Genomic DNA, 24,864 nt, shown 5'->3' with positions numbered 1-24,864 from the left:
TAGTCTCACAATGCTTGATCGATCGCTCAAGTATTTAACCCAAACATTAAAGGTGAGTTCAGCGATGAAAGAGTTCCAGATTTACGATCTTGAAAGTGCACCGCAAGACAGCACACCCCTCCTCCAGAAATCTATCAAGGCCTTTGGCTCTATCCCCAACTTGCACGGGGTTATGGCAGAGTCGCCCCAAGCCCTGGCGGCTTACCAGGATTTACATCAGTACTTCCTGGACACCTCATTCAATGCCGAAGAAATGACCGTGATCTGGCAGAGCATCAATGTGGAGCATAACTGTCACTACTGTGTACCGGCACACAGCGCTATTGCCAAGGCGATGAAAGTAGCGGACGAAGTGAATGAGGCCCTTCGCAATAAGACGCCCCTACCTAGTGAAAAACTTGAAGTACTGCGGGATACCACCCTGGCGATTGTGCGTGAGCGCGGTGTGATTTCAGATGAGGTATCAGAGCGGTTTTACGCAGTGGGCTATAACCGCCAAAACCTGTTGGAGATTATTGTTGGGGTTGCGCAGAAAGTGATGAGCAATTACATCAATCATCTTGCAGATACGCCGGTTGACCGCCAATTTGCCGCGTTTGTTCGTTAGATTGCGTGGGCCGGCATGGGAAAGCTATAAGGCCGGCACTTGCCGGCCTTTCTATAAGATCCACAAGCGGTGGGGATATCAGTTACTGGCCGCTGCCACTGCCGCAGCAGCGTCGACAATGCCAGAGCCACAGCGCGAGCAAGAGGACGGGAAACTGCGCGCGGTGCTGGTGAGAATAGACTCTACCTGATCGGGTGTCACATTGGGGTTCACCGAATAGATCAGAGCTGCGGCACCGGCTACATGGGGGGTGGCCATGCTGGTACCGGGATAGTAAGCATAGGAATCCGTAACGGCTACAGTGTTGCCGCTGTTGAGAGTGGATAGCACACCATCACTGCTTATTACATTGGTCTCACCACCCGGTGCGGCTACGTCGACCACATTACCGTAATTAGAGTAGTAGGCGCGACCACCGGAGCGATCTGTGGCGGCAACAGTAATAACCCCCGAGCAGCTTGCCGGCGTGTAACGGCGAGCGTTGCGAGCGGAGTTGCCGGCGGCAACCACGACGGTGGCACCGAGGCTGCGTGCAGTATTGATGGCATTCTGCGTTGTGGTAGCGCAGCTGCCGCTCCCACCCAGGCTCAAGTTCAGTACCTGGGCGGGGTTGGCGTTGGTTGGGACACCGCTGACAGAACCGCCGGCGCTCCAGATGATGCCGTCGGCAATATCTGAAGTGTAACCGCCACAGCGGCCGAGTACTCGCACGGGTACGATCTTCGCTTTGGAGGCCACACCGGCTACGCCCATATTATTGTTGGTCACTGCCGCTATGGTGCCGGCGACATGGGTACCGTGCCAGCTGCTGTCCGCTTCCGGATATCGGGGGTCACCACAGTAGGTATTGGTATACCAGTCGCCGGGGTCGGTGGCATCGCTGTCGCGGCCGTCGCCATCCACAGAGACATCGGTATCGGAAATCATGTCGTAACCGGGCAGCAGGTTAGCAGCCAGATCTGCGTGGGGCAGGAAGCCGGTATCGATAACTGCAACGACCACACCCTCGCCCTGAGTGGTATCCCAGGCTGCCGGCAGATTAAGGCCACCGGTAGACTCAAAATAGTGCCACTGATCGTAATAGCTGGGGTCATTGGGTACGGCCATGGCCTTCATCATCAAGTCGGGCTCTGCATACTCGACATCGGGGTCCTGTTTAAGGCGGCTGATAATAGCCTCGAGCTCTGCTTTGTTTTTGCGTCCCTCCAGGCGCATCACCTGAGCACCTGTGGCCATACGGCGCAGGTGACGCATTTTATGGCCGGCGCGGCGGGAGGCTTTATCTACGGTTTCTGGAGCCAGTCTGGCCGCCTGCCCTATTTTAGCGCCCTGCTTGTATTTGACGATAATGCGGTCGGTGATTTGAGCGTTGCTGGTATCTTCGGCCTGGGCGGCGAAGGGGCTTGCACACAGCAGTGAAAATACGCCGGCCAGTGCGGACTTATGCAATAGATTTTTCAGTGGTGTTTTCATTATTGTTATCTCTCCGTGATGGATGGTTATCACCCTGGTCAATATTTAGCTGACAAGAGGGGAAATCCGGGTGCTTGGCTTTCGGTAGAACTGCAAAAAAGCGTGGCACCGTTAGAACACAGGCAAAATATGTGCCCGAAAAAAGTGCATTAAGGAATTTTGTCGATACAGCTGGCAAAGTTCGGGGTTGGTGCAGGGGTGCAGAGGCATGGCCTCTTACTTAGCCGCGTAACGCACAGCTCGTTATTTCCCTTTCCCGCGCCCCAATTGGGTGAGGTACTTTGGTTCTTTATTGCTAATCCGCACCAAAATACCTCTTCCGTGGCCGGAGCTTATGGCGCCGGCCTATGTCGTCAATTAGGGAGTGGTTTCAGCCTTAAGGGTGACGCCGCTGTAGGAGTCGTAACCGTAAACACTGACATACCAGGTACCCGAGTCAGGGTTGCTAATAGTACAGCTCTCTTCATTGCCCCAGAGGTAGGGGCGGCAATCGTACCGGCGCAGAGTGGGGTAGTTGGCATGGCGGACATAGAGGTCGACTTCGCCACTGCCGCCAGACATCTCTATATTCAAGCTTGTGGTACCCGCAGCGACTTCGATGGTGAAGTCGTTCCAACTGCCGGAGCTGCCGGAAAGGTTGGATTCGGTCCAGCTGACACCGCCGCCATTTCCGTTATCGCCACCGTTGTCTCCATCGCTACCGCCGCTCGCCATGGCCACAGCTGCTGTAGCATCGACAATACCGGCACCACAGCCGCTGCATGAAGATGGGAAACTGCGTGCGGTGGTGGTGAGTATCGATTCGATGTCGTCCGGGCCCAGGTCAGGGTTTACCGAATACAGTAGTGCGGCAGCACCGGCAACATGTGGGGCAGCCATACTGGTGCCTTGCATATAGACATAGCTATCGCTGCCCGCGACGGTACTGCCACTATTGTGGGTGGAGAGAATGCCGTTCGGGTCGTTAGCAAAACTCTGCGCTCCCCCCGGTGCCGCAACATCCACTACGTTGCCGTAGTTGGAGAAGTAAGAGCGGCCGCCATCGCGGTTCGTTGAGGCAGTAGTTATTACGCCATCGCAGCTGGCGGGAGTGTATTGGCTGGCGTTATCGGATTCATTACCGGCAGCGACTACGATAGTGGCGCCGAGGCTGCGTGCGGTGTTGATAGCATTCTGAGTTGTCGTGGCACAGCTGCCACCACCACCAAGACTCAGGTTGAGTACTTGTGCGGGGTTGGGGTTGGATGGCAGGCCGCTGACAGAGCCGCCGGCGCCCCAGATGATGCCATCGGCGATATCTGAGGTATAGCCACCACAGCGGCCGAGCACGCGTATCGGTACAATCTTGGCTTTGTAGGCGACACCGGCGATACCCATATTGTTATTGGTGACGCCCGCGATGGTGCCGGCGACATGGGTGCCGTGCCAGCTACTGTCGCTTTCCGAGGGGATGCGAGGATCATCGCCACAGGCTTTGTCCGTATACCAGTCGCCTGGGTCTGTGGCATCGCTATCACGGCCATCGCCGTCTACAGACACGAAAGTGTCAGAAATCATGTCGTAGCCCGGCAGAATATTGCCCACCAGATCAGGGTGTGGGCGGTAACCGGTGTCGAGCACCGCGACAACCGCTCCCTCACCCTGAGTGACATCCCAGGCCGATGGCAGGTTCAGACCGCCGGTGGACTCAAAGTAGTGCCACTGGTTGAGATAGCTAGAGTCATTGGGCACAGCCATTGCGCGCATCATCAGATCCGGCTCAGCGTACTCCACATCCGGATCCTGTTTCAGACGGTTGATAATCGCGTTCATTTCCGTTCTGTTTTTGCGACCTTCCAGGCGCATTACCTGAGCACCAGTGGCCATACGGCGCAGGTGACGCATTTTGTGGCCGGCGCGACGGGAGGCCTTTTCCACCGTTTCCCTGGCCATGCTGGCAGCCCGGCCAACCTTGGCACTTTCCTTGTATTTAACGATGATGCGGTCCGTCAGCAGAGCGTTGTCCGCTTGTTGTGCCTGGGCAGTGAAGGGCGCAGTGCATAGCAGTGTAAAAACGCTCGCTAGAGCCGTCTTCTGCCGAAGGTTCTTGAGTGGTGAAGTCATTATTATTTGCTCTTCGAAATTATTGTTATCCGACAGCCAGCCAATCAGCTGGTCTATCGGTCACTCCTGAAAAGATCTTTCACTGACAGAAATATATCTGCCAATAGAAAGTCCCGAATAGCCGCCAGAATAGGCATTTGGCGGTTAAAAAGACCAAAATTAGTACCAAAGTTTCACATTGGCACAGATATATAACGACTTTGAGATTATTGTCCTCAGCTGAGGAACCTGAAATTGTGTGGCTTATGACGACAAATTTATAATTTTTTAGAAAAAAGTCAGGTAATGAGAACTTGGTCAGTGAGAAGGTGTGTCTTAGTTCACGAGCTCAGTTGGCGAGGGGTGGTTATCGGTTTTGCAGAAAAAAACAGTAAATCACTGTTTGGCAGCAAATGATTTTATGCCTTTCTGGTGCGAGGTAATTTTAAGTATTTTTGTCACAGCGCATGCATTAATCCCCAGTGGTAGCTTCTTTCAGAGTTCGCGCTGAATACTGACTGGTAACTTTTCTGACATCACAATTACTTCAAAACAGCATTCAGCCGTCTGTACGAACTATGGCCGGAAACTTGTTTTTATTTTTTTGAGTGCACACAGAGAGCGGTCATCCGGCTCCCTGTGTGCCTGCTGTGAATTTGCTAGAGAAAAACTATGAATTTTTAGATACAGCTTGTCGGTCCGTAATAGGGTTGGGTGTGTGGGCCCATATTTTTGCAGCCATTATGCCAAAGAGAAAACCGAATAGATGCGATTCCCAGGAAATATACATTCCTTGTGGCAGCACACCAAAAATAAGCCCGCCATAAACCAATCCGACAAAAATGGATATCATTAGTCGAACAAACTGCTTGCTGATAAAGCCGGCCAGCAATAAGAATCCAAAATAGCCATAAATTACTGAACTTGCGCCCAGATGATTCCCGCCTCTAGCAAATAGCCAAACGGCAAGGCCAGTGGTGACAATAATCGTCAGAGTGACTTTTAGGTAGGTTTTCACTCCATATTGCAACAGCAAAAAACTGAAAACGCACAGGGTTACTATATTGGATAGAAAATGCCAGATGCTTCCGTGTAGCAATGGAGCGGTAAAAATATGGGGCAGATGGTCGATGGATCTAGGAACTAGGCCGAAGTAATTCAATGAGCGGCCGGATAATATATTAATAATTTCAATAATGGTTACAGCTAAGAATATAGCCCCAACCCATTTAATATTATTTCGCATATAAAATGTATTTTAATGTTAGCTGGGTAAAGCAGCAGATAGTTTTTTAGCAGAACGTGAATACGGGGCTCTTATTTTGGTTTTAAAAAGCCCCACAATATGCTTACTCAATATTTTGTACTTGCTCACGCATTTGTTCGATCAAGACCTTCAGCTCTACTGCAGCCTGGGTGGTGTCGGTTACCACGGACTTGGAGGATAGAGTGTTGGCCTCGCGGTTAAATTCCTGCATAAGAAAATCCAAGCGCCGACCTATAGCGCCGCCTCCAGCGAGTACCCGGCGGGTTTCTACAGTGTGGGCATTTAGGCGATCGAGTTCTTCATCGACGTCGGCTTTTTGAGCGAGCAGTACAATTTCCTGTTCCAAGCGCTCCTTATCCAATTCTATAGAGAGCTCTTCCAGGCGGTTGCGCAGTTTTTCCCGCTGTGCCTCTAGAATCTGTGGTAGCAGTTCCCGCACTAGGGCGACTTGTTCTTCAATGCCTTTTAAGCGAGCTTCAATAAATTTGGCTAACTCCGCACCCTCACGCTCACGATTCGCGCGCAGTTGTTCTAGCGCTTCGCGAAACGCCTGCAAAATAGTGGCGGATTGCTGCTCAGTATCGGCTTCCGGTTCGCTAATAACACCGGGCCATTGGAGAATCTGCAGGGGGTTGAGTGGTTGGGCGCCTTCACCGCCGGTCACTTGTTTGGCGGCGTTAATCAATGCTTGTGCCAGCGGCTGATTAATTTCAAGCCCACTCGTTTCCACACTGTTGGGTTTTACTGTAAGCGTGAGTTCCACTTTTCCACGGGATAAACTTTTCCGCAAAATATCTCGTAACTGCGCTTCCAGAGGGCGGGCGACCTCGGGCAGACGGAAGTGCGGCTCCAGATAGCGATGGTTGACCGAGCGCAGCTCCCAAATGGCGTTTCCTGTGGCATAAGCGGCTTCGGCGCGACCGAAGGCTGTCATGCTTCGCACTTTGTTCTGTTCCCGGTTATTGGCCATTGCTCATCCCCTGCAGGCGTATTTATCGGCTCGGCATCATAGCACAGCGTTCGGATATCCATGTGGGGGTATATAATGCAGGGCTTTCATTCATTGACCGAGGTGAGCTATGCAGCGTCCCAGTGGCCGCGCGGCGGCGCAGATGCGCCAGATAAAAATTACCCGAAACTACACCCGCCACGCCGAGGGCTCTGTGTTGGTAGAATTTGGCGACACAAAAGTTCTGTGTAATGCCTCAGTGTCGAGTGAAGTACCGCGCTTCCTGCGCGGTCAGGGCAGCGGTTGGATCACCGCGGAGTATGGCATGCTGCCGCGCTCTACAGGTTCCCGCATGCCGCGTGAGGCAGCCAAGGGTAAACAGAGCGGCCGCACTGTAGAGATCCAGCGTCTGATTGGCCGCTCCCTGCGCGCAGCGGTGGATCTGGAAAAGCTTGGAGAGAATCAGATCACCCTGGATTGCGATGTTATCCAGGCCGATGGCGGCACACGCACGGCGGCTATTACCGGCGCTTGTGTAGCCTTGGTGGATGCGCTGCGCCATATGCAGCGGGAAAAAATTCTCGCTGAGGATCCGTTGCTCAACCTTGTCGCGGCGGTCTCTGTCGGAATTTATGACGGCGAGCCGGTTTTGGATCTGGACTATCCAGAGGACAGCGCGGCTGATACGGATATGAATCTGGTGATGGCGGCAGACGGAGGTATGATCGAAGTACAGGGTACCGCTGAAGGTAAGCCTTTTTCCGAGAAAGAGTTCGCGCAGATGCTGGGCTTGGGTAAAGCGGGAATCGATGAACTGATCGAGATACAGCAAAAAGCCTTGGATGAGTGAGGCTTTGTATTTTGCTGAGTTAGGACCGCTCCCGCTGTAAAGCGGGTCGGTTCGCGACAGGACTCGGCTCCCCTACTCTCAGCCGAAATGGGCCGAGTCCTCAACGGTTTATACTTCCAGGTCGTAATCCATCATTAGTGGTAGGTGGCTGGAGAAATTCACATTCTTGTTAATCGCACCGTACTCAATACGATTTTTCAACCCGTGTGAAACGATCTGCATGTCGGTACGCCAGCCATCACCTTCGCCTACGGTGCCACTCGGCCACCAGGTAAATTCATCGGTGTCTTTGACCACGCGGCGAAAGGCATCGACATAGCCAATTTCATTGAACAGCTGGTCCAACCAGCGCTGTTCGTGACGCATGAAACCAGGGTTATCCTGGTGGTCCTGCCAGTTCTGCACATCGGCACGGCGGTGTGCCATGCCCCAATTACCGCAGAAAATAAAATCGCGGCGCTTGCGGCTGATTTTGTGCAGGTGCGCTTGCATGTCGTCGAAAAACTGGACCTTTTTTTCCAGTGAAGCCTCGTCAGTGGCTATTGGCGCTAACAGAGAACCCACACTCAGGCGTTCAAAATCTGCCTGTAAATAGCGCCCATACATATCCTCGCCGTTGGCGAAACCCATACCGAAAATAATGGCTTTGGGCTGGTTGCGTGTATAGATCGCCACGCCGTTTTCATGGGGCGTTCCCGAATCGAAGAAGTAGCTGTAATAGCCATCGGGGTGGAATATGGGGTGGTCTAGCTCCGGCTCCAGAGAGCGCAGGTCTTGAAGGCAGATAATGTCTGCATCCTGCTCAGCTAACCAATCGTAGAGACCGCGCTGTGCGGCCTGATGAACGCCGTCTACAGACAAGCTTACTATTCGCATTATTAGCCCCTTACCAGCGGACTGTGTATCATTAGAAACATTATTTGCATGCCTATCCCCGGAAGAAATGCTACGGGGAGGTCTCCCTTCACCTTAGCTAATAGTTAACAATTTTCCATGCAGCAATATCAGCGCAATTTTATCCAATTGGCCCTGGATCATCAGGTGTTGTGTTTTGGTGACTTCACTCTGAAGTCAGGCCGTCAAAGCCCCTATTTTTTCAATGCTGGCCGCTTCCACACCGGTGCGGCACTAGCCGCACTGGGACAGGCTTACGCCGAGGCGATTATCGCTTCGGGAGTGGAGTTTGATGTCATTTTCGGACCGGCTTACAAGGGTATCCCGCTGGGTGCGGTGACTGCCGTGGCACTGGCTCAGAAAGGTATCGATAAGCCTTTCTGCTACAACCGCAAAGAGGCCAAGGATCACGGCGAAGGCGGAACCTTAGTGGGTGCGCCGCTTAATGGCAAGGTTTTGATCATTGATGATGTGATTACGGCTGGTACCGCGGTGCGTGAGGTGATGCAAATCATCGAATCTCACGGTGCCGAAGCGGCTGGTGTGGTCATCGGTTTAAATCGCCAGGAAAAGGCCAGCGAAGATTGTGAATTCTCCGCTATTCAGAAGGTCGAACAGCAGTTTAATATCCCAGTCATTAGCATTGTACAGCTGGATGATATAGTCAGTTTCCTCGAGCAGGAGTCTCAGGATAGTGAAACCCTGCAAAAAATTGTCGATTACCGGCAGCGTTACGGCGTAACGGGTTAAGTGAGAGGCCCGCTCGTTATAGCGGGCCGCATCAATTTAGTGAGAAGAGCGATGGCAATCGCCCCCATAAAATGTTTCCTGGTTCCTGCCATTTCGTTGTTTTGTACCCTGGCGAGTGCTGCCAGCGGTGAGCAGTTGCTCTATCGCTATACCGATGAGCAGGGCATCATGGTACTCAATGAAATGGTGCCGCCGGAGTACGTGGCTAAGGGCTACGAAATTCTCAACCTTTCTGGCCGTGTTATAGAAGTGGTTCCACCGCAGTTGAGTCCCGAGGAGTTCGAAGCGCAGCGCCGACAGGAAGCACGCGAAGAAGCGGACCGCAAGCTGCTCAAACGCTATAACAGCCTCGCCGATATCGAAAGTGCTCGCAAACGCAAGCTGGCAATTGTCGAGCAGGATATGGCGATCATGCACTCGAATATCACCAGTCTCACTCGTCAAATTACCCAGGAAGAGACACAGGCGGCGCGCACCCAGCGCGGTGGGCGCGAGGTGGCTCCGGAGCTCCTGAAGCGTATTGCCGATTTGCAAAAAGAAGTGGCAGTACTGCGCGAGCGCCTCAAACGGCGCGCTGACGAGGCCAGTTCTATCGGTGAGGAATTCGATAAAGCCGCCACGCGCTACGCAGAAATTACTAACAGATCCTGATAGTGCAGGACCATTAGCGCCTTTCTGGCTTCGTTACACGTGCGTCCTTCCAGTTATCTTTCACTTTCCATACCGCACAGCCAGTTACCTGGCTGCGGCGACGGTCTCGCGGAAAAAGCCGGAGGTCAAAACCGGCCATTGCTCGGCCCAGTACTCGGTGGGCTTGCGCTTAAAGCCGCTGCGTACATATTGCACGATACGGCCCTCGGCACTGGCCAATAACAAGTTGGCGGCACCGCCCAGGGGCAGGGTTGGACGCAGGTGTTCACGCAGTTCCGCTTCACGCAAAATCTGACGGATTTGGGTTTCCAGGCGATCGAACAACTGCAGGATACGCCCGTGCAAACGCTCGGTTTCGCCGGTCAACGCATCGCCAGTGAGAAGTCGGGTAATACCCGGATTGCGCTCACAAAAAGCCAGCAGAAGGTGCAGGATTCTCTGGCATCGCTCCAAAGCAGAGGGTTCTTCCTGAAGGATCAGCGCTATGCGACTGAAAATAGTCTCCTCGATAAACTCGATCAGGCCTTCGAACATTTTTGACTTACTGGGGAAGTGGCGGTATAGCGCCGCTTCAGAAAAGCCAACTTCCTTGGCCAGGGCTGCAGTTGTAATACGTGCGCCAGGACTGGCTTCCAGCATATGTGCCAGAGATTCCAGAATTTGCTGGCGCCGATTGATTTTTTCGCTGCTCATTGATTGCCTTTAGTCCACTTGGGGGGTGGACGGTGATTTTTGCTCTTGTCGCCTTAATATTTCGGCGGCGGAATCCTACCGATTCGTACGTCTGTCTTCAATTGCCAAGCGCTACAGTGCGATGGCTTTATGTCTCACTATTGGTAATCAAGGTGCCGACGCCGGTGTCGGTAAATATTTCCAGCAGGACCGCGTGAGGTACCCGGCCGTCGATAATATGGGCAGAAGTGACCCCGTCTTTTACCGCGTCGAGTGCACAACTGATTTTCGGCAGCATGCCGCCATGAATGGTGCCATCTTCAATCAACCCTTCCACCTGAGGCGTCGTCAGGCCGGTGAGTACCTCGCCCTGCTTATCTTGCAGGCCCGCAACATTGGTGAGCAGCATCAGCTTTTCTGCCTGCAAGCACTCGGCGACCTTACCGGCCACCAGATCGGCATTGATATTGTAAGAAACCCCCTCTTTGTCGACGCCGATAGGGGCGATTACCGGAATAAAGCCGCCCTGGATCAGCATATTGATGACATCGGTATTGACCTTTTCCACCTCGCCTACCTGGCCGATATCAATAATTTCTGAGGCGTGCAGGCCGGCGCTCTCATTTTTGCGGCTCAGTTTGCGCGCTTCGATTAACAAGCCATCCTTGCCGGTAACGCCCACTGCGCGGCCTCCGTTCTGATTGATCAGATTGACAATTTGCTTGTTGACCGTGCCCCCCAATACCATTTCCACCACATCCATGGTCTCGCTATCGGTTACGCGCATACCGTCGACAAAGTGAGATTCGATATTGAGTTTGTTCAACAGCAGGCCTATTTGCGGGCCGCCGCCGTGTACCACTACCGGGTTCATGCCCACCAGCTTCATCAGGATAATGTCGCGGGCAAAGTCGTTTTGCAGCTCGTGATCCACCATGGCATTACCGCCAAACTTTACCACCACGGTTTTATTGGTGAATTGCTGGATATAGGGCAAGGCTTCATTCAAAACCTGAGCAATACGCAGAGCGGACTTCTTATCGAGGGACATGGCAATTCCTTTATGGTGGGATGCGGCTGGATAGCTTTCCCGCTGTCCAGCCGCTGCTGTAGATACTGCGCGGTCGAGATTTTTTTGATTAAAGCACGGAGCGCTAGTCGGTTGCGGCACCTGCCTGTGCCGCACAGGTTTAAAATTGGTGCGCTAGTTGAGCAGTTCCCAATTGGGAACGACAACTGTGGGAGCAATTTTCTTGATCTGCGCCATGACTACTTTGCGAATACGCTCCAGAGCCTCTTTATTTTCGGCCTCGAAGCGCAGGGTCAACGCGCTGGTGGTATTGGAGGCGCGCACCAGCCCCCAGCCATCAGAAAATTCTATGCGCAGACCGTCGGTAGTATTGATATCGGCATTGTCAAAATTGCCTTGTTCGCGCAACTGCTCAATCAGGGAGAACTTCTCCTGCTCCTCTACGGGCAACAATATTTCCGGGGTGCTCTCCATTTGCGGCAGTGAGTCGAGGAGTTCATCTAGGCTCTGTTCCCGCAGGGCCATAATCTCCAGGAGCCGCGCCGCTGCGTAGATACCATCGTCGAAACCAAACCAGCGATCCCGAATAAAAATATGGCCGGATAACTCACCGCCAAGAATTGCCTTGGTTTCTAGCATTTTGTTTTTCATCGGCGCGTGGCCGGTCTTCCACATCACCGGGCGGCCGCCGTACTGGTTTATCAATTGAGCAAGGCTACGGCTGCTTTTCACATCGAAGACGATCGTCTCCCCTGGGTTGCGTGCCAGGATGTCTCTCGCCAGTAGCATAACCAGCTGATCGGCCCAGGCGATGCGCCCGCTGCTGGAAATCAGAGTGACACGATCACCATCGCCATCCAGAGCTATGCCCAGGTCTGCTCCGGTTTCCGCCACTTTGTCGATCAATGCTTGCAGGTTTTCCGGGCGCGTGGGATCGGGTGGATGGTTGGGGAAGTCCCCATCCACTTCACAAAACAGCGGAGTGACTGCGCAGCCCAGCTGCTCAAACAACCGGGGTGCCAAAACGGAAGTGGCTCCATTGCCCGCATCCACTACCAGGTGCGGTTGTCCGGCGAGGGCGACGTTGTTAAAGATCTCGTCGATATATTTGTCTTTAATATCCTGCTCGCGGTTACTGCCTTCCCCGCTTTTGAAGGGCCCCTGCTGCATAAGCTGGTGCAGGCCCTGTAGCTTTTCTTCAGAGAGGGGGCGGCCCTTGAGCACAATCTTGAAGCCATTGTATTCCGCCGGATTGTGGCTCGCGGTCACCATAACACCGCTGCTGGTGTTCTTGCCCTTGGCGCAGGCGTAGTAAAGCAGTGGTGATGGGATCAGGCCCAGATCGATACTGTTACAGCCGCTATCGAGAATCCCCTCCATCAGGCAGTTGCTGAGCAGTGCACTACTGTTGCGGCCATCGCGCCCCACTAGCAGGATTTGCTCTCCGGCGTGCTGTGCCAGGGTACCGAGGGCCTTTCCCAGCTGGTAAGCAAAGGGCTCATCAATTTCCTCACCGGCGATGCCGCGGATATCGTATGCGCGAAACACATGAGGGGGAAACTCGGTAGTTAGCGGATGTTGGGGCTTACCTGATTTGGTCGCAGACCTTGCCTCAGCGCGATTTGTCATATTCTGTTGTAAAGCTTCGGGAGCGATGCTGGGTGCCGATGCGAGCCCTTGGGGTAAAGCTTCATCCGCCAGCAGAGCATCCTGCTGCGACTCGGGCGCAGGGAATTTTTCACTTTCGCTTCTACCACCTTTCTCACCTTTCTGACTGCGCTCCCAGGGGGCACGGTTGTCTCGGGGCAGGAAGCGCAGAAGTACCAGCAAGGAGAACAGCAGGCCGGCGCCGGCTGTGAGATAGATCCACAGAAGTGGCAAGCTGTGTTGCTGGATAAATGCAGGGGAGGGGCTGAACTGCACCTGCAGGTAGCTATCCGGAATTGCTTCAGAATGGCTGAAGCCACTGCCCTGCCCGCCGCGCCAAAGGGGCTGTGCAATCGAATCGGGAAATTTTTGAAGCAGCTGAATCTGTCCCTGGTTTTTATCGAGCGTTTCCAGGGATGTTTGCAAAACAGCGAAGGGCTGGCTGATCAGAAGTTGTTGCCCCGCCAGGTTAACAGCATTGTGAAGCTGCCAGCTGTTGTCGGGGCCGGTACGCAGTATCTCTAGGGGCTGTTGACTGTCTTGTCGGGTACGCTTGAGCAGATCTACTAGCGCGAAGTTCAGGGTTGGCTTTTCACCTGCGCCCACGCGGATTTGTGCCTCTGAAAAGACCTGAATTCGCGATTGTTTCGGTAGTTGTGCTGTTTTTAGCTGTTCTTCAAGGGGTTGTCCATTGCGTTCAATTTGTTGCAGCTGCCGCGTGCGTTCGGCTAACAGAGACTCTACATCTTGCGCGAAGATTTTCCCCTGCGCCCGGGCTGCCTGTTGTACTTGCGCTTGATTGTGGGGGGTGACTATATGCTCAACGATTAGATAGGCCCCGCAGAGCCAGGCGACGGCCGCCAGCAACGAAGGCAGCAGCAACCCCTTGTGCAATAGTCCTTGGCTCTGATTTTTCTTGTTGAAAACCACTGATTTTCCTGCCTGTTAATCTTTATTTCTGCGCTTTGACGGCAATAATTTCTATTAACTGTCGCGCTAGGTCGGCCTTTAGAGCCTCGGGCAGTTGTGTATTGCCGTGGCGATCTATCACCGTGACGGCATTGCGGTCACTATTGAAGCCGGTTTCACTGCCACTGACGTCGTTGGCGATAATCATATCGAGGTTTTTCCGTTGCAGTTTGCTTTGCGCATACTGTTCGACTTGCTGTGTCTCAGCGGCAAAGCCCACGGTAAAGGGGCGTCGCTCGCTGCGCGCGGCGATGCCGGCGACGATATCCGGGTTTTTAACCAGGGTAATAGCGCTCTCGTCGCAGCCCTCGCGTTTCTTGATTTTTTGTTCCGCCACCGAGGTGGGGCGAAAATCGGCAACAGCGGCAGCGCTGATAAAAATATCGCAGAGGTCAGCCGCACGCTCGGCGGCATCGCGCATATCCCGCGCATCGATGACATCGACGCGCTTCACATGTGCGGGAGTGGCTAAATTTACCGGCCCGGCGATTAGTGTGACCTCGGCGCCGGCCCTCCGGGCGGCCTCGGCCAGGGCGAACCCCATCTTGCCGGAGCTGTGGTTGCTCAGGTAGCGTACCGGGTCCAGGGCCTCGCGGGTTGGGCCGGCGGTAATCGCCACGCGCTTGCCGCGCAGACAGTCGTTAGAGCCGAACTGTGACTCGGCCTGCAGGGCCAAGTCAGCGGGCTCCAGCATGCGGCCGGGTCCCACGTCACCACAGGCCTGGCTGCCAGCCGCCGGTCCCCACAGCTGTACCCCGCGGTCACGCAGAGTTTTGGCATTGGCAGTGGTGGCTGGGTGGCGCCACATGGCCTGATTCATGGCGGGGGCCAGGGCCACTGGTGCTTCGCTGGCGAGACACAAGGTGGTGAGCAGGTCGTCGGCCATGCCGCAGGCCAGTTTCGCCATCACCTGGGCACTGGCGGGGGCAATCAGGATCAGGTCGGCCCACTTGGCCAGCTCGATATGCCCCATGGCGGCTTCAGCGGCTGGGTCCAGCAGATCGGTGTGTACAGGGTTGCCGGATAGGGCCTGGAAAGTCAGCGGCTGCACAAACTCGCGCGCGCCGGCGCTCATTACCACTCTCACCTGGGCACCGCGTTCTTTTAGGCGGCGTACCAGGTCGGCGCTCTTGTAGGCGGCAATACCGCCACTGATTCCCAAAAGTATGCGTTTATCGGCCAGTGAGGACATAGATACAGTTTCCGAATATATGCGAGCGGGTTAGATTAGCATTTCTGCGTCTGGACTTATAAGGCGCAGAATAGACGCGAAAATCGTGCTTGTGGTGAGTTGGGGAGAGAGTTCACAAAAAAAAGACAGTCAGGGAAGGCGAGAAACGATTATGAAGATCAAGGATTGGCCGGCGGCTGAGAGGCCCCGGGAGAAGCTGTTGGCGCAGGGTGCCGCGGCGCTGTCGGATGCAGAGTTGTTGGCGATATTTTTGCGGGTGGGGCTGCCGGGCGTTTCCGCAGTGGATTTGGCGCGGGGTCTACTCAGTGAGTTTGGCGGCTTGCGTGCCCTGTTGGAGGCCGGTAGGGAGCAGTTTTGTCGCGCTCGTGGATTGGGGGATGCCAAGTTTGTACAGCTGCAAGCGGCGCTGGAGATAGCGCGACGACACCTGGCAGAAACGGTGCGGAAGGGCAGTGCTTTGTGCAGTCCGGCGGCAGTGCGAGACTACCTGGCTATGCAGTTGCGCCATCGCCGCCGCGAGGTCTTTTGCTGCCTTTTCCTGGATACCCAGCACCGTGTTATCAGTTTTGAGGAATTGTTCGAGGGCACTCTGAATGCCGCCAGTGTTTATCCTCGTGAGGTGGTGCAGGCTGCTTTACAGCGGGGTGCGGCGGCAGTGATTCTGGCGCATAATCACCCATCGGGCATTTGCGAGCCTAGCCAGGCGGACATCTGGATTACCGAGCGTTTGGTACAGGCCCTGGAGCTTGTGGATATCAAGGTGCTGGATCATCTGATAGTGGGCGAGGGCCAGGCCCTATCCTTTGCAGAGCAGGGGCTGCTGTAGGCACTGCAATTGAGAAGCTGCGATTGGCGCAGAAGTACTGTACAAAACTTGCTCCCTACGGGCTCTTTTGGTATAAAACGCCGCTCTTTGCGGCCGGGCCAGATTCTGCACAGGTTCCGCCGCCATCCAGGAACCGGATTAGAATCCCGATTTTTATGTTCCCGCACACCCTTTTCCTCTTCAGGATTGGCGCCATGCGGGCACAAGCGTTTTGAAGAGGCCAACAGATGTCCAAGGTATGTCAGGTAACCGGTAAGCGTCCGGTAACCGGAAACAATGTATCCCACGCTAAGAACCGCACCAAGCGTCGCTTCGTGCCGAACCTGCACAGCCACCGTTTCTGGGTTGAGTCCGAGAAGCGTTTTGTGAAACTGCGTGTTTCCGCAAAAGGCATGCGCGTTATCGATAAGAAAGGTATCGACGCTGTCCTGACTGAGCTGCGCGCCCGCGGCGAAAAAGTTTAATTAGCTGTATTCAGCTAACTGATTGGAGATTGAGCAATGCGTGAGAAGATTCGTCTGAATTCCAGCGCCGGTACTGGCCACTTCTACACCACTACCAAGAACAAGCGCAACATGCCTGAGAAAATGGAGATCAAAAAGTACGATCCCGTTGTTCGCAAGCACGTTATGTACAAAGAAGGCAAAATCAAGTAATTGCCTTCCGCGTACTCGCAGAAGAGCCCGGTTCTTGCCGGGCTTTTTTGTGTCCGCTCCTCGGCTACAGCCATCGTGAGATGAGAAATGCCTGAACTCCCAGAAGTAGAAACCACCTGCCGTGGCCTCGCTCCTTATCTAGAGGGACAGTGGGTGCGATCGGTTGTGGTACGACAGGCGCGACTGCGCTGGCCTGTAGACCCGGACTTCGCCAAGCACATTAAAAATGCCCGTATTCTGAAGCTGGAGCGTCGCGCCAAATACTTACTGGTGCATACAGATAAGGGATGTGCCATCTGGCATTTGGGGATGTCTGGAAGCCTGCGCCTGGTCGAGCAGGAAGAATCCCCTGAGAAGCACGACCATATCGACTGGCGACTCGATAGTGGCCTGACCCTGCGCTACAGGGATCCACGCCGGTTTGGCGCTCTTCTGTGGACCGCAACAGACCCCCTGGCCCACGATCTACTCAGTCATTTAGGGCCGGAGCCGCTGTCGGAGAGTTTTAATGGTGACTACCTGTTCGCCGCTTCCCGCAAGCGTAAACAGTCGGTGAAAACGTTCATTATGGATGGGCGGATCGTGGTGGGGGTGGGGAATATTTATGCCAGTGAATCGCTATTCCTGGCAGGTATCCGCCCGGATCGTGAAGCGGGCTCTATTTCAAAAGCCCGCTATCTGCGCCTTGCAGAGGCGATCAAAAAGGTATTGAGTCGTGCCATTGCCCAAGGTGGCACTACCCTGAGGGACTTTATCGGTGGTGATGGTAAGCCAGGATATTTCGCCCAGGAACTCAATGTCTACGGCCGCGCGGGAGCACCTTGCCCCAGTTGTGGGAGCCTGGTGCGGGATATGGTTCTGGGCCAGCGCAGTACCTTCTTTTGCACTCGTTGCCAGCGTTGAGCTTACTTTGCGGTAGGGCATTGGCGGGAATTTACTACTAATATCAGAGTATTGCTGTCTGTGGAGATGGCCCGTGGTATTGGTACTGCCTTTTCTCACCGTTCTGATTGCAGCCTGGTATATATGGAAGCGCCGCCAGCGCGCGGCCACCGTGTGGTGGTTGTTGACTATGGTGATTTACATCATCTGGTTGATTTATCACTCGAACACAACGCTGGACCTCTCCTTCTAGCCGGGGTGCCGCTATGGTGTATATGGTCCGAAGGCTCGATGCCCTGGCTCTTCTCGGCCTCTCTGCGGTTCTCTGGGCGGCTTTTATCATCGAGCTTTACGAGCACCAACTGCCCTGCCCCATATGCCTGCTTCAGCGTGTAGCCTTTACCATGGCTGGCTTGGGCTTGCTGATGAACCTGCGATTTGGTGTACGTCCCGCTCACTACGGAATTGTTATCCTCTCGAGTATTGCCGGGCTGGCTGCTGCCGGGCGCCAGGTGTTGTTGCATATTCTGCCCAATAACCCCGGATTTGGAGAGCCCTTTCTCGGCTTGCATCTCTATACCTGGGCGGCCGTGGCTTTTTTTGGGCTGCTTACTTATTGCGGGGTCGCAATGATGTTGGGTTTCTTGCGGCGCAACCTGTCACCGCGTCGATTCACCTTTCCCGAGAAATTTATCGCGGTGCTGTTTCTCACCATTGCCATGGCGAACCTGGCCAGCACCCTATTGGAGTGCGGGCTAGGTCCCTGTACGAGAGGCTCTTTCGGCTATCACTGGCTGTGGCCTTGAGAGAATCATTGAATTGCTAGTCTCGCTGAATTTTTTCACAGTGGAAAATTGAGGGGATAGGGCAAATCCGTGGGAAGCTATATGCGTTTATTCAGTTTGCTATCGGTTCTTTTGCTCCTCTCCTGTGATCCTCTAGAAAAGAGCGTGGGCTTCATTCCCACTGCCAATCCCACCCCAAGCAAGCCTGCTCAGTTAATTGTCCGCAACGCCACTATTTATACCGCGGATAAAGCCCGATCTATTGCTGCGGCGATGGCAATCAGGGATGGGCGAATTGTCTTTGTCGGCACTGAGACAGGTGTTGAGGCTTATATTGGCGGGGATACTGAAATTGTAGATCTGAATGGTAAGCTGGTTTTACCTGGCTTTTTCCAAAGGGCAAAAATTCGAGGGGCGGCATCCAGAATCAACTTATTTTCTGGAGGCTCCATTGAAGATTACCGTTTTGCGGTAGCGCGTTATATTCTAGAGAATCCGCAACAGCAAGTAATTGTGGGTGATGGTTGGAATTTGCAGACATTTTCTGCTGAGACTCCGCATAAAGGAATTCTCGATCAAATTAATGACCTGATCCCGATTATTTTATTTTCTTCAGACCGAAACAATATCTGGACAAATTCAGAAGGTCTGGCTGCCGCAGGAATTAATAATGAAAGTGTGAATCCTCCTAATGGATTTATAGAAAAAAACGAACACGGCATTGCTACTGGTTGGTTGCGGGGTCCTGGCGCTGTCGCACTAATAGAGAAATTGATCCCGCAGGACATAAACGGAGATTACCGAAAAGACTTGCTCAGTATGCAAGATTTAGCGGTTAGTAATGGTGTGACAAGTCTCTATGATTCCGTTGTTGTATTAAAAGATGAGGAAGGCCAAAAGCGTTATTTTGATCAAATATCCAAAATTGAACCCATGGGTTTTCGCGTGCTGGCCTCAATGGCGGTTAGTACAGATTTTGCCGACAGAGATTTTAGTTCGTTGCAGCAAAAGGTTAGTCAAATAGCAATCGATGACTTTAGGCTGACTTCGATAAGTTATATTGGATGGTTGCCGGAAAATTTAAGGGTGTGGATCACTACAGAACCAATCTCAAGGACTTCTGGTTCGATTAAAGAGGTTATTAGCTTGGCGCAAAGGGCTAATGCTCACCAATTTCCCATACAGATTTTAGTCTCTGGAGAAGAGGAAACTGATAAAGCTTTAAATATACTGGAAAAGTTGGAGGGGGACGACACCAAAATACGCAATGCAATTGTTAATGCTTTTTTAGATAAAGAGTCCACTCTGGATCAGCTTTCCCAGATGCATAGTGCTGTATTTATGCAACCAAAAAATATTTTCCTCTTGCATAGGGGCCGAGAAGGTTCAACGGAGGGCAGAAGTTTAAAGGGCGGAGAAAAATATATTCCCATGAGTGTATCTTTATTATCTTCTGACCCCTCTCAGATTAGTGGCATGTTGGATCCAATGGCGGTTATTTATCGGGGGTTAAATCTAGGAATTTCTATTTATGACCTAGTTGAGGCTTTTACAATTAATGCTGCCTATTCCGGGGGCTTGGAAAAGGAAACGGGCAGTATCGAAAAGGGTAAGTGGGCTGATTTTATTGTTTTAGATAGAAATATATTTAATTTTTCTAAAGATCAGGTTGATGAAGCCAAAGTGATAAAGACTTTTTATAAGGGACGCTTGGTATTTGATCGAAAATATTTTAGAAATTCAGGCAGTGAACCAAGATCAATACAACTAGACACCTTCTGACCTTTGTTGTATTGAGTTAAATTCAAATATAAGAAAGATATTCAGCTTTATAAGTATGTTTTTCTATAAATTCTAAAAAATCTTTTGGCGGTTCCATTGCGCTGAGCCCAAGTTCAAAGATTTTCTTGCTGACTTTTGCGGCTGTATTTTGGGATATTTCTAAAATTTTTGATTGTGGCGGAAACAGACAGCCCTGCTGCAGCAGATCTTGACCGACTTGCTCAGCAACTCCACGGGCGGCCTCAATAAATAGTGAGTCGGGCACACGTTTAGCACTTGTTGCATAAATTGCCATTGCTACCGCGGGGAAGATATATAAATTATTCGCTTGGCCTGGCAAATAGGTTTTTCCATGCAGTGTGACCTTGGGGAATTGTACGCCGGCGGCATAGATGGCTCGGCCTTGGCTCCAACTGTAGGCCTGCTCCGCACTGCATTCGGCATGTTCGGTTGGGTTGGACAGAGCAAAAATAATGGGTCGCGGGTTGTGTGCGGCCATAGTTTCCACGACTTCCTGGGTAAATAATTGGCCAACGGTACTGACGCCAATCAAGGTAGTTGGCTTGTGAGTTTTTATGGCCTCCAATAATTGTGAAGTTGGGGAGTGGTCGTGTGCGTAGGGGCGCTGGAAGTCGAAAAGGTCTTCGCGACTTTTTACCAGTAGTCCCTTTTCATCGAACATAATAATGCGGGCTTGGGCCTCTTCCCTACTGAGCCCCTCATTGACCAGTTCACTCACAAATAAATCCGCAAGCCCTATGCCGGCAGAGCCGGCACCGGCGAAGAAGATTTTTTCATCCTTTAACGAGCCCTGTTTGATTTTCAGGGCGTTGATCATGCCGGCCAGGGCAATGCCCGCAGTGCCTTGGATATCATCGTTATAGCAGCAGGCCCTGTCTCGATATCGTTGCAGCAGGTGGACGGCGTCACTACCGGTCCAGTCCTCAAAGTGCAGACAGCAGTGTGGATAGCGCTGCTGAACAGTGTCCACAAATTCATCCACAAAACGGTAAAGCGTCTCAGTATCCGGGCGTTTACGACGCAGGCCTACATAAAGAGGGTCTGTGAGTACTTGTTCATTATCGGTGCCGGCATCTAAAAAGAGTGGCAGTAAATGCTCTGGCGGTACGCCCCCGGCGGCGGTGTAAAGCTGCAGTTTACCAATGGGGATACCCATGCCATTCGCGCCGATATCCCCGAGCCCCAGAATTCGTCCGCCATTGGTGACACAAATAAATCGAATGTCCCGGTCCGGCCAGTGAGACAGGGAGTCGGCGATACTGCCCTTCTGTGCAATAGACAGATAGACACCCCTGACCCTGCGCATGATATGGCTGAACTTGGTGCAGGCTTCACCGATAGTGGGGTCGTAAATGATCGGAAGGAAGCGCACCGGATCGGACATCACCACTCGGTAAAAGAGCGTCTCGTTGGTATCCAGTAGACCGGTCAGGTAGACAAATCGATCAATATCCGAATGTTTGTGGCTCAGCTGCATCATCACCCGCTCTACCTGGGTTTCGATGGTTTCCAGAGCGTAGGGAATCAGGCCGTTAAGGCCAAACTTGTTGCGTTCCGCTTCTGTAAAAGCAGTGCCCTTATTGGTGCTGGGGTCGTGCAGGAGTTCGATGCCAGTAGCATCTACTTTGCGGTGGTCCAAGAGGGGCCCTCCAGTTGCGTTTTGGCTTACGCTAGTTAGGAGGAAGTATGGACCACTCTAAAGAAGGGGCACGCTATCCGGAAAGCTGGTTTATGAATGGCAGCTTTCTAGGGGGGATGGTTTTGAGGAGGCATATGCAATATGCCTCCTCCAGAAAATCAGTGCCCCAGCGCACTGCCTTCCCGGCGGGGGTCGGCACCGCCGTGGAGTGTATTGTTTTTTACCGCGATTGCATGAATGCCGCTGTTGAGATCGCGCTCGACGACCTCGTGCCCGCGAGCCCTGAGTTTATTGATGGTGTCCTGGCTAAAGAAACCGGGTTCAAGTTCGACACGCCGCCCGATAGCGCCAATGTTGCCGGCTGCGATGGCATCGGCAATGGGCATATTCAGCCCCAGGTGGTAGAGAATGGTGCGGGCGGTGTAGTCGATAATACGTGACCCCCCGGGTGAGCCCACCAGTAGGCGCAGGCTGCCATCTTTATTAAATACCACCGTTGGCGACATGGAAGAGCGAGGTCGTTTGCCGGCCTGGATACGATTCGCCACCAACTGCCCTTCGGCCGTTTTTGGGGTAAAGGAAAAATCGGTCAACTGGTTATTCAGCAGAAAACCCTTTACCAGCAGGCGAGAGCCAAAGCCCGTTTCGATGCTGCTGGTCATGCTGACGCCATTGCCGTAGCGATCCACAACGACCAAATGGCTGGTGTTGGGCATCTCAGGTGATTGGGCCGTGAGGCGCTTGGTCGCCCCAGTGTTCGGATTGCCGGGCTTGGCTATGCTGGCGCTGTCAGGGTCAATGAGTGTCGCACGTTCGCTCAAGTAAGCGGGGGATACCAAAGCCTTACTGGGCACACTGATGAAATCCGAGTCGGCCGAATAGGTGTTGCGATCGGCAAAGGCCAGTTCTGAGGCTTCGATAAACAAATGGGTGAGCAGGTCGTCCCCGGCTTCCATTTCAGCGATGGGAAAAGCTTGCAGCATGCCCAAAATACCGCCCACGGTGGTGCCGCCCGATGAGGGGGCATCCGCACCACAGACCTGGTATTCGAGAAAAGCGGAACAGAGAGGCTGGCGCAGTTTGGCCCGATAATTAGCCATATCCTCAAGGTTGAGCAGACCGGGGTTTTCAGTGTCGCCGCGAACGGCCTTGACGACCGCCTCGGCGATCTCTCCTTTATAAAAAGCGTTCGCACCATCGCTGGCAATCATGCGCAGGGTGCGGGCATATTCCGGATTCTTCAGCCGGTGGCCCACCGGCAGGGGCCTGCCGTCGCTGTCAAAGAAATAACTGGCGATCGCCGGTCTTGCATCTACATGGGGTAGCCTGCTCAACAATTTGTGCAGACGTGGAGAGACTTCAAAGCCGCTTTCGGCTAGCTGGATGGCTGGCTGGAATAAAACTTCCCATGGCAGTTTGCCATCGCGCTGGTGCGCCATTTCCAACATGCGGATGACGCCAGGGACGCCCACTGAGTAGCCGCCAATAACCGCCTGCATAAATGAACGCGGTCTACCGTCGTGCATAAAGTAGTTTTCATCCACCTCTGCCGGAGCGGTTTCCCGGCCATCGTAATAGCGCAGCTGTTTATCTTTGGCGTCGTAGCTCAGCATAAAGGCGCCACCACCAATACCTGATGACTGGGGCTCCACCAGCCCGAGCACCAACTGAGCGGTGATGGCTGCATCCACGGCACTACCGCCCTGCGCGAGGATTTGTTCGGCGGCGCGACTCGCGTGGGGGTTGGCGGTCACCGCCATATAGGATTTGGCCGTGGCAGACTTGATGGCACTGCGGCCGGTATCGACTTCCGGTTGCGGCTCATCGGCCATGGCCGGAGATAGAACAAGGGCGAGAGCGAGGAGAATGTGACGCACGAAACACTCCGCGGATTGTGGAAAAATCCGCTCGAGTGTATCAGAAATAACCAATTCGGGAGTTAGCGGAATTTCTCTTCCAGTGCCGCTTGTACAGCACTTGGAACAAATTTTGTGACATCTCCACCGAGAGAGGCAATTTCTCTAACCAAAGAGGAAGAAATATAGGACAAATGTTCTGCTGGGGTCAGGAACAGGCTTTCCATATTCGGCGCCAGTTGGCGGTTCATATTAGCCAGCTGAAACTCGTATTCGAAGTCGGATACTGCGCGCAGGCCGCGTAGAACCCCATAGGCATCCACCTGGCGCACCAGGTCAGCCAGCAGGATATCGAAGCCGATGACTTCCACATTGGGCAGGTGGCCGAGTACGCGCTGGGAGAGCTCCACCCGCTCATCCAGTGTAAATAAAGGATTCTTTCGATTACTGGCGGCTACGGCCACGATGACGTGGTCAAACAGGCGACAGGCCCGCTCCACCAAATCGAGATGACCATTGGTGATTGGGTCGAAAGTTCCGGGGTAGACAACTTTTTTCATACGCCAAGGATAAATGCGGGCTGAAAGGGATGCGAATGGTAAACAATTTACGGCTAAGGCTCAAAACCGAATGCGTTAACCTGATCCGTTGACCGGTCAGTGTTCAGTGGTTGCATCGGAGTTATTACTAAACAGTCGCATACAGACCTGACCAGCGCGCTTTTCCTTGATTAACGACCAGTCGTTCGCAGTAGAAATAACAGTGTCTCGGGGTGTCTCGATATAAATCAAAGCGCCTTCTGAGAGCCTGCCAGTGAGAGCGCCGAGACTCTCCTGCCACAAATCGTCTGCAAAGGGCGGATCGATAAAGACAATATCGTAAGGCTTGCCGCCACCGACCAAAAAATCTGCTGCCCGGCAGTTATGCACCTCGCCATCTGTGGCTTCGAGTAGCTGGAGTTGCTGGTTTAGGGTGCGTGCAGCCTGGGGATTCAGTTCGACGAAATCCACTGAGGCCGCGCCACGGGATAGAGATTCCAGACCCAGGGCGCCGGAGCCGGCGAAGAGGTCGAGGCATTGTGCGCCAGGCAGGTGAAACTGCAACCAGTTGAACAGGGTTTCGCGCAGGCGATCGCCGGTAGGTCTCAATCCCTCAACCGGGGCAAATTGCAATTTGCGCCCGCGCCACTGCCCTCCGATGATGCGCAATTGGGAAAGAGGCTGTGTGCTTTGCTTGCGCGATGAACTTCTGGCCAAGGTAACTCTCTACTGGGGGCTTAGCGATGCTAAGATTAGCGTCTTTCTGCAAGCGGTACACCCGGATAAACGAATGATCTTTGATTTCCTGCGCAAAAAGAAAAAGCGCAAGCCCGAACAAAGCGAGC

The 24,864-nt window shown here is 53.3% G+C and carries 24 protein-coding genes; 11 read left to right on the top strand and 13 right to left on the bottom strand.

Annotation, left to right across the window (positions count from 1 at the left end; translation table 11 throughout):
- Positions 1 to 64: 64 nt before the first annotated feature.
- Positions 65 to 607 (top strand): carboxymuconolactone decarboxylase family protein, encoded by a 543-nt coding sequence (locus ACJJIO_RS09485; RefSeq protein WP_444910840.1) that lies wholly within the window; start codon positions 65 to 67, stop codon positions 605 to 607.
- Between the two features lie 78 nt (positions 608 to 685).
- Here the strand turns inward: ACJJIO_RS09485 and ACJJIO_RS09480 are convergent, their stop codons facing one another.
- From ACJJIO_RS09480 to ACJJIO_RS09465, 4 genes are all read right to left on the bottom strand, one after another.
- Positions 686 to 2,080 carry a S8 family peptidase gene (locus tag ACJJIO_RS09480; RefSeq protein ID WP_444910839.1) on the bottom strand — a complete coding sequence of 465 codons (1,395 nt, stop codon included), beginning with the start codon at positions 2,078 to 2,080 and terminating at the stop codon, positions 686 to 688.
- Positions 2,081 to 2,437: 357 nt separating this feature from the next.
- Entirely contained in the window at positions 2,438 to 4,183 is a 1,746-nt protein-coding gene (locus ACJJIO_RS09475) for a S8 family peptidase (protein WP_444910838.1), read from the bottom strand.
- A gap of 649 nt (positions 4,184 to 4,832) precedes the next feature.
- Complete coding sequence (locus tag ACJJIO_RS09470) at positions 4,833 to 5,408, bottom strand: rhomboid family intramembrane serine protease (RefSeq protein ID WP_444883202.1); 576 nt, start codon at positions 5,406 to 5,408, stop codon at positions 4,833 to 4,835.
- A gap of 103 nt (positions 5,409 to 5,511) precedes the next feature.
- Positions 5,512 to 6,399, bottom strand: coding sequence for a YicC/YloC family endoribonuclease (locus ACJJIO_RS09465; protein WP_444883201.1), 888 nt, complete (start codon positions 6,397 to 6,399; stop codon positions 5,512 to 5,514).
- A gap of 109 nt (positions 6,400 to 6,508) precedes the next feature.
- Here ACJJIO_RS09465 and rph point away from each other — a divergent pair, with 109 nt between their 5' ends.
- The gene (gene rph / locus ACJJIO_RS09460) at positions 6,509 to 7,228 is read left to right on the top strand and encodes a ribonuclease PH (protein WP_252083885.1); all 720 of its coding nucleotides are present in this window, start codon (positions 6,509 to 6,511) and stop codon (positions 7,226 to 7,228) included.
- A gap of 108 nt (positions 7,229 to 7,336) precedes the next feature.
- Here rph and ACJJIO_RS09455 read toward each other — a convergent pair whose 3' ends face one another.
- Positions 7,337 to 8,104 (bottom strand): exodeoxyribonuclease III, encoded by a 768-nt coding sequence (locus ACJJIO_RS09455; protein ID WP_252083884.1) that lies wholly within the window; start codon positions 8,102 to 8,104, stop codon positions 7,337 to 7,339.
- A gap of 117 nt (positions 8,105 to 8,221) precedes the next feature.
- Between ACJJIO_RS09455 and pyrE the strand changes: the two genes are divergently transcribed.
- Both pyrE and ACJJIO_RS09445 read left to right on the top strand, forming a co-directional pair.
- A complete protein-coding gene (gene pyrE, locus ACJJIO_RS09450) occupies positions 8,222 to 8,872 on the top strand; it encodes an orotate phosphoribosyltransferase (protein ID WP_444899476.1) in 651 nt (216 codons plus the stop codon).
- A 51-nt stretch (positions 8,873 to 8,923) separates the two neighbouring features.
- Positions 8,924 to 9,523 (top strand): hypothetical protein, encoded by a 600-nt coding sequence (locus tag ACJJIO_RS09445; protein WP_444910837.1) that lies wholly within the window; start codon positions 8,924 to 8,926, stop codon positions 9,521 to 9,523.
- Positions 9,524 to 9,607: 84 nt separating this feature from the next.
- Here ACJJIO_RS09445 and slmA read toward each other — a convergent pair whose 3' ends face one another.
- The 4 genes from slmA to coaBC all read right to left on the bottom strand — a co-directional run bounded on the left by slmA (position 9,608) and on the right by coaBC (position 15,033).
- The gene (gene slmA / locus ACJJIO_RS09440; protein WP_252083881.1) at positions 9,608 to 10,216 is read right to left on the bottom strand and encodes a nucleoid occlusion factor SlmA; all 609 of its coding nucleotides are present in this window, start codon (positions 10,214 to 10,216) and stop codon (positions 9,608 to 9,610) included.
- A 127-nt stretch (positions 10,217 to 10,343) separates the two neighbouring features.
- A complete protein-coding gene (gene argB, locus ACJJIO_RS09435) occupies positions 10,344 to 11,246 on the bottom strand; it encodes an acetylglutamate kinase (RefSeq protein WP_252083880.1) in 903 nt (300 codons plus the stop codon).
- A gap of 153 nt (positions 11,247 to 11,399) precedes the next feature.
- Positions 11,400 to 13,802, bottom strand: a complete 2,403-nt coding sequence (locus tag ACJJIO_RS09430) for a phosphomannomutase/phosphoglucomutase (protein WP_444910836.1) — start codon at positions 13,800 to 13,802, stop codon at positions 11,400 to 11,402.
- A 22-nt stretch (positions 13,803 to 13,824) separates the two neighbouring features.
- Positions 13,825 to 15,033 (bottom strand): bifunctional phosphopantothenoylcysteine decarboxylase/phosphopantothenate--cysteine ligase CoaBC, encoded by a 1,209-nt coding sequence (gene coaBC / locus ACJJIO_RS09425; RefSeq protein ID WP_444910835.1) that lies wholly within the window; start codon positions 15,031 to 15,033, stop codon positions 13,825 to 13,827.
- 151 nt (positions 15,034 to 15,184) lie between these two features.
- Here coaBC and radC point away from each other — a divergent pair, with 151 nt between their 5' ends.
- The 7 genes from radC to ACJJIO_RS09390 all read left to right on the top strand — a co-directional run bounded on the left by radC (position 15,185) and on the right by ACJJIO_RS09390 (position 19,964).
- Positions 15,185 to 15,859 (top strand): RadC family protein, encoded by a 675-nt coding sequence (gene radC, locus ACJJIO_RS09420; protein WP_444887576.1) that lies wholly within the window; start codon positions 15,185 to 15,187, stop codon positions 15,857 to 15,859.
- Between the two features lie 227 nt (positions 15,860 to 16,086).
- On the top strand, positions 16,087 to 16,323 hold the full coding sequence (rpmB, locus tag ACJJIO_RS09415; RefSeq protein WP_020413982.1) for a 50S ribosomal protein L28: 237 nt from the start codon (positions 16,087 to 16,089) through the stop codon (positions 16,321 to 16,323).
- A 36-nt stretch (positions 16,324 to 16,359) separates the two neighbouring features.
- Entirely contained in the window at positions 16,360 to 16,515 is a 156-nt protein-coding gene (rpmG, locus tag ACJJIO_RS09410) for a 50S ribosomal protein L33 (protein ID WP_020413983.1), read from the top strand.
- 87 nt (positions 16,516 to 16,602) lie between these two features.
- Positions 16,603 to 17,418 (top strand): bifunctional DNA-formamidopyrimidine glycosylase/DNA-(apurinic or apyrimidinic site) lyase, encoded by an 816-nt coding sequence (gene mutM / locus ACJJIO_RS09405; RefSeq protein WP_444910834.1) that lies wholly within the window; start codon positions 16,603 to 16,605, stop codon positions 17,416 to 17,418.
- A gap of 73 nt (positions 17,419 to 17,491) precedes the next feature.
- On the top strand, positions 17,492 to 17,650 hold the full coding sequence (locus ACJJIO_RS09400) for a DUF5993 family protein (protein WP_444903461.1): 159 nt from the start codon (positions 17,492 to 17,494) through the stop codon (positions 17,648 to 17,650).
- A 13-nt stretch (positions 17,651 to 17,663) separates the two neighbouring features.
- Entirely contained in the window at positions 17,664 to 18,203 is a 540-nt protein-coding gene (locus ACJJIO_RS09395; RefSeq protein ID WP_252083874.1) for a disulfide bond formation protein B, read from the top strand.
- 81 nt (positions 18,204 to 18,284) lie between these two features.
- On the top strand, positions 18,285 to 19,964 hold the full coding sequence (locus ACJJIO_RS09390) for an amidohydrolase (protein WP_444910833.1): 1,680 nt from the start codon (positions 18,285 to 18,287) through the stop codon (positions 19,962 to 19,964).
- Positions 19,965 to 19,986: 22 nt separating this feature from the next.
- Here ACJJIO_RS09390 and ACJJIO_RS09385 read toward each other — a convergent pair whose 3' ends face one another.
- The 4 genes from ACJJIO_RS09385 to rsmD form a co-directional block, all read right to left on the bottom strand.
- A complete protein-coding gene (locus ACJJIO_RS09385; RefSeq protein WP_444910832.1) occupies positions 19,987 to 21,624 on the bottom strand; it encodes an NAD-dependent malic enzyme in 1,638 nt (545 codons plus the stop codon).
- Positions 21,625 to 21,782: 158 nt separating this feature from the next.
- Positions 21,783 to 23,501 (bottom strand): gamma-glutamyltransferase, encoded by a 1,719-nt coding sequence (gene ggt, locus ACJJIO_RS09380; protein ID WP_444910831.1) that lies wholly within the window; start codon positions 23,499 to 23,501, stop codon positions 21,783 to 21,785.
- A 62-nt stretch (positions 23,502 to 23,563) separates the two neighbouring features.
- Positions 23,564 to 24,040: a pantetheine-phosphate adenylyltransferase gene (gene coaD / locus ACJJIO_RS09375; RefSeq protein WP_252083870.1), complete on the bottom strand. Its 477-nt coding sequence runs from the start codon at positions 24,038 to 24,040 to the stop codon at positions 23,564 to 23,566.
- Between the two features lie 96 nt (positions 24,041 to 24,136).
- Positions 24,137 to 24,736, bottom strand: coding sequence for a 16S rRNA (guanine(966)-N(2))-methyltransferase RsmD (gene rsmD, locus ACJJIO_RS09370; RefSeq protein ID WP_444889044.1), 600 nt, complete (start codon positions 24,734 to 24,736; stop codon positions 24,137 to 24,139).
- Positions 24,737 to 24,864 lie beyond the last annotated feature (128 nt).

It is taken from the genome of Microbulbifer mixtoriginis (SeqCode), assembly GCF_052467235.1.
Note: the sequence above shows the minus strand (reverse complement) of the source record. Positions and strands in the feature narration are given on the sequence as shown.